This window comes from Pseudarthrobacter sp. BRE9, assembly GCF_031844305.1.
Taxonomy (GTDB): Bacteria; Actinomycetota; Actinomycetes; order Actinomycetales; family Micrococcaceae; genus Arthrobacter.
Genome location: NZ_JAUZUY010000005.1, coordinates 279,038 through 290,379, shown reverse-complemented (window position 1 = coordinate 290,379; position 11,342 = coordinate 279,038). Strand labels below are relative to the sequence as shown.

The 11,342-nt window shown below is 67.9% G+C and carries 11 protein-coding genes; 10 read left to right on the top strand and 1 reads right to left on the bottom strand.

Annotation, left to right across the window (positions count from 1 at the left end; translation table 11 throughout):
• The first annotated feature begins 172 nt into the window (after positions 1-172).
• The 8 genes from Q9R31_RS12355 to Q9R31_RS12320 all read left to right on the top strand — a co-directional run bounded on the left by Q9R31_RS12355 (position 173) and on the right by Q9R31_RS12320 (position 8,617).
• On the top strand, positions 173-931 hold the full coding sequence (locus Q9R31_RS12355) for a 5-oxoprolinase subunit PxpA (protein ID WP_311263024.1): 759 nt from the start codon (positions 173-175) through the stop codon (positions 929-931).
• A 1-nt stretch (position 932) separates the two neighbouring features.
• Positions 933-2,606 (top strand): 5-oxoprolinase/urea amidolyase family protein, encoded by a 1,674-nt coding sequence (locus Q9R31_RS12350; RefSeq protein ID WP_311263023.1) that lies wholly within the window; start codon positions 933-935, stop codon positions 2,604-2,606.
• Entirely contained in the window at positions 2,599-4,347 is a 1,749-nt protein-coding gene (locus tag Q9R31_RS12345) for a biotin carboxylase N-terminal domain-containing protein (protein WP_311263022.1), read from the top strand. Before Q9R31_RS12350 ends, Q9R31_RS12345 begins: the two co-directional genes overlap by 8 nt.
• 96 nt (positions 4,348-4,443) lie before the next feature.
• Complete coding sequence (locus Q9R31_RS12340) at positions 4,444-5,121, top strand: GntR family transcriptional regulator (RefSeq protein ID WP_311263021.1); 678 nt, start codon at positions 4,444-4,446, stop codon at positions 5,119-5,121.
• A gap of 221 nt (positions 5,122-5,342) precedes the next feature.
• Entirely contained in the window at positions 5,343-6,056 is a 714-nt protein-coding gene (locus Q9R31_RS12335) for a DUF969 domain-containing protein (protein WP_311263020.1), read from the top strand.
• On the top strand, positions 6,053-7,024 hold the full coding sequence (locus Q9R31_RS12330; protein ID WP_311263019.1) for a DUF979 domain-containing protein: 972 nt from the start codon (positions 6,053-6,055) through the stop codon (positions 7,022-7,024). The genes Q9R31_RS12335 and Q9R31_RS12330 overlap by 4 nt, the downstream gene beginning before the upstream one ends.
• Positions 7,025-7,062: 38 nt before the next feature.
• Positions 7,063-8,136, top strand: a complete 1,074-nt coding sequence (locus tag Q9R31_RS12325; protein WP_311263018.1) for a DUF2891 family protein — start codon at positions 7,063-7,065, stop codon at positions 8,134-8,136.
• A 199-nt stretch (positions 8,137-8,335) separates the two neighbouring features.
• The gene (locus Q9R31_RS12320; protein WP_311263017.1) at positions 8,336-8,617 is read left to right on the top strand and encodes a hypothetical protein; all 282 of its coding nucleotides are present in this window, start codon (positions 8,336-8,338) and stop codon (positions 8,615-8,617) included.
• A gap of 23 nt (positions 8,618-8,640) precedes the next feature.
• Here Q9R31_RS12320 and Q9R31_RS12315 read toward each other — a convergent pair whose 3' ends face one another.
• The gene (locus Q9R31_RS12315) at positions 8,641-9,282 is read right to left on the bottom strand and encodes a hypothetical protein (protein ID WP_311263016.1); all 642 of its coding nucleotides are present in this window, start codon (positions 9,280-9,282) and stop codon (positions 8,641-8,643) included.
• Between the two features lie 239 nt (positions 9,283-9,521).
• Between Q9R31_RS12315 and Q9R31_RS12310 the strand changes: the two genes are divergently transcribed.
• Positions 9,522-10,331: a slipin family protein gene (locus Q9R31_RS12310; protein WP_311263015.1), complete on the top strand. Its 810-nt coding sequence runs from the start codon at positions 9,522-9,524 to the stop codon at positions 10,329-10,331.
• A gap of 39 nt (positions 10,332-10,370) precedes the next feature.
• Positions 10,371-11,204 carry a pyruvate, water dikinase regulatory protein gene (locus tag Q9R31_RS12305; protein ID WP_311263014.1) on the top strand — a complete coding sequence of 278 codons (834 nt, stop codon included), beginning with the start codon at positions 10,371-10,373 and terminating at the stop codon, positions 11,202-11,204.
• Positions 11,205-11,342 lie beyond the last annotated feature (138 nt).

Genomic DNA, 11,342 nt, shown 5'->3' with positions numbered 1-11,342 from the left:
GTGAGCGGGCATCCCAGGAAAGACCCGCCAGAAATGAGCTGGCGTCCCGGAAGACCCGCCAAACGTGAGCGGGCGTTGCAAGGGGGTGCGATAACGGGCCCCGCTGGATTGTTGAACAATCCGAGTTTTTAGGGCATTCTTGGATGAACAGCAATCCGAGACGGAGATCACAATGCCCAGCATCGACCTGAACAGCGACGTCGGCGAGTCCTTTGGGAACTGGTCCTTCGGCGATGACGCCGCCATTTTCGAGAGCGTATCCAGTGCCAACGTAGCCTGTGGCTTCCACGCCGGCGACCCCGTGGGCATCATGGCCACATGCCAGGCCGCCGTGAAGGCCGGCGTCACCGTGGGCGCACATCCCGGCTACCGGGACCTCGCGGGCTTCGGCCGCCGCTTCATGGACATGTCCCCGGCTGAGCTGACAGCAGACGTGGTCTACCAGATCGGCGCAGTCCAGGCCATCGCCCTCGCCGCCGGCACCGCCGTCCGCTACGTCAAACCGCACGGCGCGCTCTACAACACCATCGTGAACCACCCACAGCAGGCCGGCGCCGTCGTGGCCGCCATCCTCGCGGTGGACCCCACCCTGCCGCTCATGGTGCTGCCCAACTCCGAGGTCCAGCGCCAGGCCGAGGCGGCCGGGCTGCGGACCGTGGCCGAGGCCTTCGCTGACCGCGCCTACAACCCGGACGGCACCCTGGTCTCCCGGCGTGAACCCGGCGCTGTGCTGCACGAGGTGGAGGACGTCGTCGAACACGTCCTGCGCCTGGCCCGGGACGGGGTGGTCCGGGCCACCGACGGATCGCTGATTCCCGTCAAAGCCGAAAGCATTTGCCTGCACGGTGACACCCCGGGCGCCGTGGCAATGGCTGCCGCCGTCCGTGCCGCGTTGGTGGACGCCGGTATCCGGATCGAGAGCTTCGCCTAGCATGGCCGCCATGCAACAGCCGCGCACCAGCACTGCCCCCCACGCGGAGCTGACCGGAATCCGGCCCGCCGGTGACCGTGCCATCCTGGTGGAGCTGCCCTCCCTCGAAGCGGTCCTCAGCCTCCAGGCGCAGCTCACGGCGCATCCGGAGCCGGGCCAGATCGACGTCATCGCCGCCGCAACAACCGTTCTCATCACCGCGGATTCACCCCAGGCGGCTCAGGCCCTGGCAGCGCACGTCCCCAGCCTGGACCTGGAGGCGCCTGCCGATACCGACAGCGCGCTGGTCACCATCGACGTGGTGTACGACGGCGAGGACCTGAACGACGTCGCGTCGCTCACAGGCCTGGGCCGCGAGGCAGTGGTGGCCGCCCATACAGGCCAGCTCTGGACCGCAGCCTTTGCCGGCTTCGCACCCGGCTTCGCCTACCTCACCGGCGAGAACCCCAGCCTGGAAGTTCCGCGGCGCCGGTCACCACGGACTGCAGTCCCCGCCGGAGCCGTGGCCCTGGGCGGGGCCTACTCGGCCGTCTACCCGCGGCAGTCGCCGGGCGGCTGGCAGCTCATCGGCCGGACCGATGCGGCCATGTGGGACCTGGACCGGGAAAACCCCGCCCTCATCCGCCCTGGCGATACGGTCCGCTTCAACGCAGTCCGGGCCCACGCCGTCGTGACCGAGCTGCCCGCAGCAACCGCCAGCCGGACCCAGGCAGAAGAACAAGATTCCGCAGGCCTTGCCGTCCGCAAACCGGGGCTGCAGGCCACCGTGCAGGACCTGGGCCGGCCTGGTTTCGGGTCGCTCGGCGTCACCAGCGCCGGTGCCATGGACCGCGGGGCGCTGCGCCGCGCCAACCGCCTGGCGGGCAACACCGAGGGCGCCGCCGGAATCGAACTCCTCTTCGGCGGACTCGAACTCGAGGCCCTCACCGACCAGGTCCTGGCCGTCACCGGAGCAGCCGTACCGCTGGAAATCACGCCGGGGGCAGACACCAAAGAGGCACTGCAGCGGACGACGGCGGCGCGGCACCCCGCGTGCGACGCCCCCTTCGCGCTGTTGGCAGGGGAGCGGCTGACCGTGGGCAATCCGACAGCAGGCCTCCGCTCCTACATCGCGGTCCGCGGCGGGCTTGGCGGACCCGTTGCCTTGGGCAGCCGCTCCACGGACACCATGTCCGGGATCGGCCCCGAACCGCTCCAGGCCGGAACCATCCTGCCCGTGCAGGCCGCCAAGCCGGGCAGCGTGGTGGGCCACCCGGAAATATCGCCCCTCCCGGACCAGGAAGCGGCAACCGTGCTGCGGGTGGTTCCCGGGCCCCGGCAGGACTGGTTCAGCCCCGAAACGCTGCGGGACTTCCTGGCCCAGGAATGGACCGTCACACCGCAGTCCAACCGGATCGGACTGCGCCTCAACGGCCGGCCGCTTCCCCGCAGCCGGGACGGCGAACTGGCCAGTGAAGGAACTGTCCGCGGCGCCGTGCAGGTGCCGCCGGAAGGCCAGCCTGTCCTGTTCCTCTCCGACCACCCGGTGACCGGCGGGTATCCGGTGATTGCCGTCGTCGTCCATGCTGACCTGGACAAGGCCGCCCAACTTCCCCCGGGCACAACCGTCCGGTTCGCCGCCGCGGCAGCCCCGGCAGAACTGCCCGAAACACCAAAGGAAAACTCCCATGCGTAAAGTCCTCATTGCCAACCGCGGCGAAATTGCCGTCCGGATCGCCCGGGCCTGCGATGATGCAGGCCTGGTCAGCGTGGCCGTCTACGCCGATCCGGACGCCGACGCGCTGCACGTGTCCGCAGCCGCCGAGGCATACTCACTGTCCGGCTCCCGGCCCCAGGAAACCTACCTCGACATCGAGAAGATCCTGGCAGTTGCGGTGAAAAGCGGCGCCGACGCCGTCCACCCCGGCTACGGCTTCCTGTCGGAGAACGCCGGTTTCGCCCAGGCAGTGATCGACGCCGGCCTGACCTGGATCGGCCCCTCCCCGGAAACCATCCGGCTGCTGGGCGACAAGGTCAGTGCCCGCGAGGTGGCGGTCCGTGCCGGCGCCCCACTGGCACCCGGCAGTGACGGGCCGGTGGCCAGCGCCGAAGAGGTCCGCGCCTTCGCCGAACAGGTGGGCCTTCCCGTGGCCATCAAAGCTGCGTTCGGCGGCGGCGGGCGCGGCCTCAAGGTGGTCCGGAATATGGCTGACATCGAGGAAAGCTTTGACTCCGCGGTCCGCGAATCCCTCGCGGCCTTCGGCCGCAGCGAATGCTACGTGGAAAAGTTCCTGGACCGGCCCCGCCACGTGGAGGCCCAGGTCATTGCGGATACGCATGGCAACGTGGTGGTTGTGGGAACCCGCGACTGCTCGCTGCAGCGCCGCCACCAAAAGCTCGTGGAGGAAGCCCCCGCGCCCTTCCTCACCCCTGGGCAGCGGGCGGCCATCCACGCGTCTGCCAAGGCCATTTGCCGCGAGGCCGGGTACGTGGGCGCCGGCACCGTGGAGTACCTGCTGGACGGCACTGGCTTCCTGAGCTTCCTGGAGGTCAACACCCGGCTGCAGGTGGAGCACCCTATCACCGAGGAGACCTCCAGCGTGGACCTGGTTGCTGCCCAACTCGCCATCGCTGCGGGGGAGAAGCTTCCCATCCTCGCGGACCCCGAGCCGCGCGGGCACGCCTTTGAGTTCCGCATCAACGCCGAGGATCCGGGCCGCGGCTTCCTGCCGTCGCCCGGCACCGTGGAATCGTTCGAGGTGCCCACCGGGCCGGGGATCCGCGTGGACACCGGCGTCCGGTCGGGCTCCGTGGTCCCGGGGCAGTTCGATTCCCTGCTGGCCAAGCTGGTGGTGACGGGCGCAGACCGGCAGCAGGCCCTCCGCCGCGCCCGCCGGGCCCTGCGCGAGTTCCGGATCGGAGGGCTGGCCACAGTACTGCCGTTCCACCGGGCGGTGGTGGAGGCACCGGACTTCACCCGAACGGACACGCTGGGCGTCTACACCACCTGGATCGAAAGCGAATTCACAACAGCCCTTGAGGCGGACCCCGCCTTCAGTCCTGCAGCTCCGGAGGAGCCCCGCCGGACCATCGGCATCGAGGTGGACGGCAAGCGGATGGAGTTGGGACTCCCCAAGGCGCTGCTGGATACCCTGCTCGACGGCGGCGGCCGGGGCAGGCCGGAGGCGCGGGGGGACGGCGGGGAGGCCGCCGTGGAGAAGAACGACGGCGACCTGGTGGCCACCATGGCCGGCACCGTGGTGAAGTGGCTGGCTGAGCCCGGCGCTACGGTCGAGGAGGGGGAGGCGGTGCTGGTGCTCGAGGCCATGAAGATGGAGACGGCCGTTGCCGCCCACCGTGCCGGCACCCTGGGCGAGCAGCTCGCGGCGGCGGGGGACGCCGTCGCGCCGGGCCAGGTGCTGGCCACCATCGGGTGAACCGGTACTGGGTGAACCGGTACTGGGTGACCCGGCCAGCCTGCTAACGCGGGGCGCCGTCGTTTCGGTGCAGGTCCGGCCCGATATCGTGGTGCCATGACGTTTGACGAGGTACTGGCCGATCTCCAAGCCCAGGCCAGGACCACAAAGCACGCCGAAACGGGGCTCTGGGTGGCCGCCCAGCTGCGCAGCCGCATCGCCGCAGGCCAGCTCGCGCCCGGATCCAAACTCGCGGAGGAAGCCCTCCGCGAGGCGCTTGGCGTGTCCCGCAACACCCTGCGGGAAGCGTTCACCGCACTGCATGCCGAGCACATCGTCACCCGGATCCCCAACCGCGGTGTCTTCGTGGCCCACCCCACGGCGGACGACATCCGCGAGATCTACCGGGTGCGCCGGTTCCTGGAGCCCGCGGCCGTCCTGTGGTCCGGCGACGCCCCGCTGGAGCCCCTGGCGGGAATCGTCAAGGCCGCCAGGGCAGCCGCCGCTGAGGGCGATATTCCCGGCATGGCCGGCGCCAACCAGGACTTCCACCGCGCCATCGTTGACCGCAGCGGCAGCGAGCGGCTCAACAGCCTGATGGACCAGGTCCTGGCCGAAATGCGCCTGGTGTTCCATTCCATGGCAGCCAATCCCGCCTTCCACGAGCCCTACGTGGAGGACAACGCTCACATCGTGGACCTTCTGGAGGCGGGCGAACTGGCTGCGGCAGCGGACTTCCTGGCCGCCTACCTGGACCGCGCGGAAGCCCAGCTGCTCGCCGCCGTCGGCCGCTAACCAAACCCCAGTTGGGGGCCGCTTCAAAAGGGGGTTGCAGGATTGTTGAACAAAAAGCTATGCTTTAGATCACACCGTTGTTCTGCAGCTCACTTAACCCTGCAGCCCTAACGTGACCGGGGCTCCCGCCCCTCGGCGCCGTCACACCAATGATCAACCCCCTGGACGCGCCGGCCCCCACTTTCGCAGACCCGCTACGGGTCCCCTGGGAAGGGATAATCATGCTTGTACTCATCGGGGTGCTGCTGGTGATCGTTGGCTTCGCCATCCGCCTGAACCCCCTGATTGTCGTCACCGTCGCCGGCATCGTCACGGCACTGCTGGGCGGCATGAACCCCGCGCAGATCCTCGATTCGTTCGGCACCGGCTTCGCCAACAGCCGCTCGGTCACCATCTTCGTGGCGGTGCTTCCGGTGGTTGGCATCATCGAGTTCTTCGGGCTGCAGGAGCAGGCCAAAATCCTCATTGGCCGGCTCGCCAAGCTGACCGCGGGCCGCGTCCTGCTCGGCTACCTGGCCGTGCGCCAGCTGACGGCCGCCGTGGGCCTGAACAGCATCGGCGGCCACGCCCAGACCGTGCGCCCGCTGGTGTTCCCCATGGCCGAGGGCGCAGCGCTGCGCCGCTACGGCCACGTGCCGAACCACATCAGCGAGCGGATCAAGGGCCATTCCGCCGGTGCTGACAACGTTGGCGTGTTCTTTGGCGAGGACGTGTTCGTGGCGGTCGGCTCCATCCTGCTGATCACCACGTTCGTTGACACCACCTACCACCTGCACCTGGAACCGCTCCAGCTGGCCCTCTGGGCCATCCCCACCGCCATCGCGGCCTTCCTCATCCACGGCTTCCGCCTCCTGCGCCTGGACAAGTCGCTGGACAAGGAGTACCGCGAATTCGAGCTCGCCGCCCAGAAGGAAACCGCAGGAGAAGCAAAATGATCAACGTTGAAGCCGTCTACTGGCTGATCGGCCTTCTGTTCGTCGCCTGGGCATCACTGATTGCCGCCGACACCAACCACCCCCGCCGCTGGGGCAGCTCCTCCTTCTGGGGCCTGCTGGGCCTGTGCTTCTTCTACAGCACCTGGGTCCAGGCCGGCACGGCACCCGGCTGGATCCTGGGCATCGCCGTCCTGGTCCTGGTGGTGCTGGCCTCCACCGGCCTGCTGGGCCACGGCAAGCACCGCACCTCCACCGGCCCCGAGCGCGAGGCCTACGCCAAGCGGTTCGGCAACAAGCTCTTCATTCCCGCCCTGACGCTGCCCCTGGTCACCGTGATCCTGGTGCTCGCGGCGCCCGTGCTGTCCATCGGCGGCACCCCGCTGCTGGACCCCAAGAACACCACGCTGGTAGCCCTGGCCATCGGCGCCGTGGCGGCCGTCGTCGTCGCACTCATCATCCTCAAGCCCAAGAACCCGGCTACGCCCATCTTCGAAAGCCGCCGGATCCTCGAATCCATTGGCTGGGCCGCGCTGCTGCCGCAGATGCTCACCACCCTGGGCATCCTCTTCACCAAGGCTGGCGTGGGCACTGCCGTGGGCACCCTCGCGTCCGGGCTGCTGCCCAAGGGCTCACTGATCGCCGGCGTGGTGGTCTACTGCGTTGGCATGTTCCTGTTCACCGTTCTCATGGGCAACGGCTTTGCGGCGTTCCCCATCATGACCGCGGCGATCGGCTGGCCCGTGCTGGTGGAGACCTTCCACGGAGACCCCGCCATCGTCTTCGCCATCGGCATGCTGGCCGGCTTCTGCGGCACGCTTTGCACGCCCATGGCCGCCAACTTCAACCTGGTGCCGTCCGCGCTGCTGGAAATGGAGAACAAGTACGGCGTCATCGCGGCGCAGGTGGGCACGGCCATCCCGCTGCTGGCGGTGAACATCGCGCTGATGTACTTCCTGGCCTTCCACTAACCCTGCTGTCCACCAACCCTGCTTTCCAAAGGAGCATGATGGACAACGACCTTCGCGCCCAGGCGGCGCCGGACTACGCGGCCGTGGTGCTGGGCAACCTCAGTGAGCCCTTCCCGCACTCGGCCCACCACACCCAGGTCTCCGCCGACGACCGGCCCACGCCCGAGCAGATCCACCCCGCCTTCTACACGTCCTTCGACTGGCATTCCTGCGTCCACATGCACTGGCTCGGCGTCAGCCTGCTGGACGGCGTTTCGTCGCCGGGAGCGTCCGACGGCGGCGCGGCAGCTTGGGTGGATGCCGCCACCGCCGCATCGCTCAGGGCAGCACTGGGAGCCAACCTGAGCCCGGCCAAGCTGGCGGTGGAACGCGACTACCTGCTGGCCAACCCGTCCTGGGAGCGGCCCTACGGGTGGGCCTGGCTGATGCGGCTGGCCGCCACCTGCTCAGCCTCGAACGATGCGGAGATCCGCGGGTGGGGCGCCGCCCTGGAACCGCTGGTGGACGCGGTGGCCGGGTTGAGCGCTGCCTGGATGGCCAAGGCGCAGTACCCCGTCCGGCACGGCCTCCACACCAATGCCGCGTTCGGGGTGGGGTACATGCTGGATGCCTTCCGCTCATTGGGCGGGGTTGATGCCGCGAAGGCGTGCGAGGAAGCCGCGCGCACCTGGTTCGGGAACGACCGTGGCTGGCCGGGTGACTGGGAACTCAGCGGCCAGGACTTCCTCTCCGCGGGCCTGAGCGAGGCGGACCTGATGCGCCGCGTGCTGACGGCTGACGAGTTCGCCGAATGGTTCGCCGCGTTCCTGCCGGGTCTGTCCAGCGATTCGCGGATCCTGCAGCCGGTGGCCGTGACGGATGAGACCGACGGCTACCTAGTGCACCTGCACGGGCTTAACCTCACCCGCGCCGGGCAGGTGGCTCGCCTCATCGCCACGCTTCGCCAAGCCGCCGGCCCGGAGGCTTCCGCCGCCGCGGCGGTGCTGTCCGAGGCGCTGGATCCGCTCCTCAAAGCCGGGTTGTCCGGGCTGGAAAGCGGCGACTTCATGTCCACGCACTGGCTGGCCAGCTTCGCCTGGGACGCACTGGGATCGGTCGCGGCGCTCGACTGAATAGTCGCTGGCCCGACTGCGCCCTCGGGACGGAGCAGTCACACTCTGTCCCGAGGCGCAGTCGCGCTAGTCTTGCTGCACCACGTGCCGAGCGCGTGACCTGGGAGCAGCGGGCAGGGTTGTAATGAGCTGACCATCCACCCGCGAGCCCAAGGAAGCCGATGCGCCAGCACTTCACACCCTGTCCGGAGACCCTGCAATGGTAGGGGAGGCAGCCACCCTTAGGCCCCGGAGGAAGCGGACCAGGCATCCACGGCTGGCGGTGGGGGACCGCGTCCGTTTTGCGGAGGGAACCGTTGCCGGCACCGGCGTGGTGGATGCCGTAACGTCCAACTACGCGATCATCTGGGTGTGGACGGACGATGGCCAGGGCCGGCGCATGTTCCTGCAGGGCTGCGGAAGCATCGTGTCCAGGCTCGAAATGGAACCCACAGCGCAGGAATCTGTCGCGCAGGAAGGCCCGGTCCCGGCTGCCTGCTGACTGCTACCGCCAAACCGGTGAGATCAGCCATTGGTGTTGTCCCCTTCCGGCCAGTACTGCTGAACGCCGTCAACGGCATCCCGCAACCGCCCGCCGTCGAGCATGATGGTGGTTTCTTCCAGGCCGAAGTCCGTCCACTGCGCAACCAGGCGAAGGTCGCCGGCCGGGGGAAGCGGCCACAGCCAGAGCGTGCCGGTGCCGGAGTACTCATCCTCGCCGCCGCTGCCGCCGCCGTTGTTCAGCGCCAGGACGGGTGGCTCGGGCTGCTGATCACGTTCCATGAAGACGTGGGGCCCCAGAGCGCCTGTGCTGGCTTTGGAACCATCGGGGAATTGGACACCGAACAGCTGACCCGTTTGCTGTCCACTGCCGGGGCGGGGGCCCATCCGTGGCTGGAAGAACAGGTGCTGCAGGTCGGCCCAGTCCTCGTCGGATTGCTCGCCCCGGCGGAAGAGCCAGGACAGGTTGAACACGCATCCGGTGGAGAACACGTCCGCGCTTTTGACGGACACCACCATCTCCGGAGTCCGGCTCACGAACTGGCCCAGGTGGACGGCGACCGGCAGTTCGTAGGCCGGGGCGGCGGCCCAGGGCGGCGGGACGTACCTCTGCGACCGTGGCCGGGGTGGCAGGGGAGGGACTGGAAAGTCCTGGAAGAAGGTCATGGTGCTCCTTGGGTCCGCTGGCGGCGACCGACCAGCGGAGCAGCGGCAGCGCCGCCGTGGATCCCCCAATCCGTCCTTACCCGGCCAGTCTAGCCCCGGGGTTTCGCGCGGTCGCCGCGTTGATGATGACCGGCCCACGGATTTCTCGCACCCTTTGGTGGGACAATAGGACAAGGACACTGTCACGATGCCGGTCCGGCACCGGCACGTCCCGCTCAAGAGACCAGGAGGGGATCCTGATGGACCCCACCACTATCGTCGTTATCGTTCTCGTCGTCCTGCTGCTCATCGTGGCGAAGATGTCCATCCGGATCGTGCGCCAGTACGAGAAGGGCGTACTGTTCCGGCTCGGCAGGGTCATCGGCGTCCGGGATCCGGGCCTTCGGCTGATCATCCCGATCGTCGACCGGCTGCCGCTGGTCAGCCTGCGGATCGTGACCATGCCCATCCAGTCCCAGGGCATCATCACCCAGGACAACGTGAGCGTGGACGTCTCGGCGGTGGCCTACTACCGCGTGGTGGACGCCGTGAAGTCCGTTATCGCCATCGAGAACGTGGCCGCGGCCATCGACCAGATAGCCCAGACCACTCTGCGGAAGGTCGTCGGCCGGCACACGCTGGACCAAACCCTGTCGGAGACCGAACGGATCAACGTGGACATCCGGGAAATCCTCGACGTGCTCACCGTCGAATGGGGCGTGGAGGTCACCCTGGTGGAACTGAAGGACATTCAGCTGCCCGAAAGCATGAAGCGAGCCATGGCCCGCCAGGCCGAGGCGGAACGCGAGAAGAGGGCGAAGATCATCGCCGCCGAAGGCGAAGCCATCGCGGCTGCAGCCCTGGGTGACGCCTCCGACACCATGATGGCCCACCCGCTGGCGCTGCAGCTCCGCAACCTGCAGTCCCTGGTTGAGATCGGCGTCGACAAGAACACCACCGTCGTCTTCCCCGCCCCGCTCATGAGCACCATCGGCGAACTCTCCGCATTCCTGGCGCGCGAGAACCAGGCGGCATCTTCAAACGGAAAGGCACCCATCAAAGCGGCCTGACCTTTCAGAGCAGCCGTGGCCGACCGATAAAGTCGTGCCATGACCAATGCTGCTCTGAACACTTCTGCTCTGCGGCCTGTCTACTTCTTGTCAGACAGTACCGGCATTACCGCGGAAACACTGGGAAACACGTTGCTCACGCAATTCCCCGTGGACAATTTTGACCGCATCACCATTCCTTTCATCACCACCCCGGAACAGGCGCGGTCCGTAGTACGCACCATCGACGGCCTGGCTGCCGCAGGGCCCAGGCCCCTGGTGTTTTCCACCGCGGTCAACAGCGAGATACGACAGATCCTGGCCAGCTGCAACGGTGTCATCGTGGACTTGATCGGCACCCACGTGGGCGTGCTGGAACAGGCGCTGGGCACGCCGGCCAGCGGAGAACCGGGCCGGGCGCACGGGCTGGGGAACGCCGCGCGCTACCAGTCCCGGATGGCCGCCGTCGAATACGCGATGGAGCACGACGACGGGCAGAGCCTGCGTGCGCTGGAAAAGGCCCAGGTGATCCTGGTGGCCCCGTCCCGGTGCGGAAAGACGCCCACCACCATGTACCTGGCGCTGCAGCACGGGATCTTCGCGGCCAACTTTCCGCTGGTCGATGAAGACTTCCAGCGGGACGGGCTGCCCAAACCTCTGCGGCCTTTCGTGTCGAAGTGTTTCGGCCTGTCCTCCAACCCATTGCGCCTGAGCCAGATCCGGACGGAACGGCGCCCCAGCTCGCCCTACGCGTCCCTGCGGCAGTGCGGATTTGAGCTGCGCAGCGCCGAGCAGTTGTACGTCTCCCACCGGATTCCGTACCTGAACTCGGCCACCGTCTCTGTAGAGGAAATGGCCGCCACTATCCTTCAGCGGATGAACCTCAAGCACTAACAAAAGTTTTAACAGATGTGGCGTGGGGCACATCATGTGGAAACTGTGCCGGGAACCTGCCACTGTTGACAGGAATTTTCTTCCGGCCGCCCACTACCGTGGGCGGCCGGTCCACGCCTACGCCACCCACTGCAAAGG

Bases quoted from the DNA above. Each gene is read 5' to 3' on its own strand.
- Q9R31_RS12355 (WP_311263024.1), top strand. From the start codon at position 173: ATGCCCAGCATCGACCTGAACAGCGACGTCGGCGAGTCCTTTGGGAAC.
- Q9R31_RS12350 (WP_311263023.1), top strand. From the start codon at position 933: ATGGCCGCCATGCAACAGCCGCGCACCAGCACTGCCCCCCACGCGGAG.
- Q9R31_RS12345 (WP_311263022.1), top strand. From the start codon at position 2,599: ATGCGTAAAGTCCTCATTGCCAACCGCGGCGAAATTGCCGTCCGGATC.
- Q9R31_RS12340 (WP_311263021.1), top strand. From the start codon at position 4,444: ATGACGTTTGACGAGGTACTGGCCGATCTCCAAGCCCAGGCCAGGACC.
- Q9R31_RS12335 (WP_311263020.1), top strand. From the start codon at position 5,343: ATGCTTGTACTCATCGGGGTGCTGCTGGTGATCGTTGGCTTCGCCATC.
- Q9R31_RS12330 (WP_311263019.1), top strand. From the start codon at position 6,053: ATGATCAACGTTGAAGCCGTCTACTGGCTGATCGGCCTTCTGTTCGTC.
- Q9R31_RS12325 (WP_311263018.1), top strand. From the start codon at position 7,063: ATGGACAACGACCTTCGCGCCCAGGCGGCGCCGGACTACGCGGCCGTG.
- Q9R31_RS12320 (WP_311263017.1), top strand. From the start codon at position 8,336: ATGGTAGGGGAGGCAGCCACCCTTAGGCCCCGGAGGAAGCGGACCAGG.
- Q9R31_RS12315 (WP_311263016.1), bottom strand. From the start codon at position 9,282: ATGACCTTCTTCCAGGACTTTCCAGTCCCTCCCCTGCCACCCCGGCCA.
- Q9R31_RS12310 (WP_311263015.1), top strand. From the start codon at position 9,522: ATGGACCCCACCACTATCGTCGTTATCGTTCTCGTCGTCCTGCTGCTC.
- Q9R31_RS12305 (WP_311263014.1), top strand. From the start codon at position 10,371: ATGACCAATGCTGCTCTGAACACTTCTGCTCTGCGGCCTGTCTACTTC.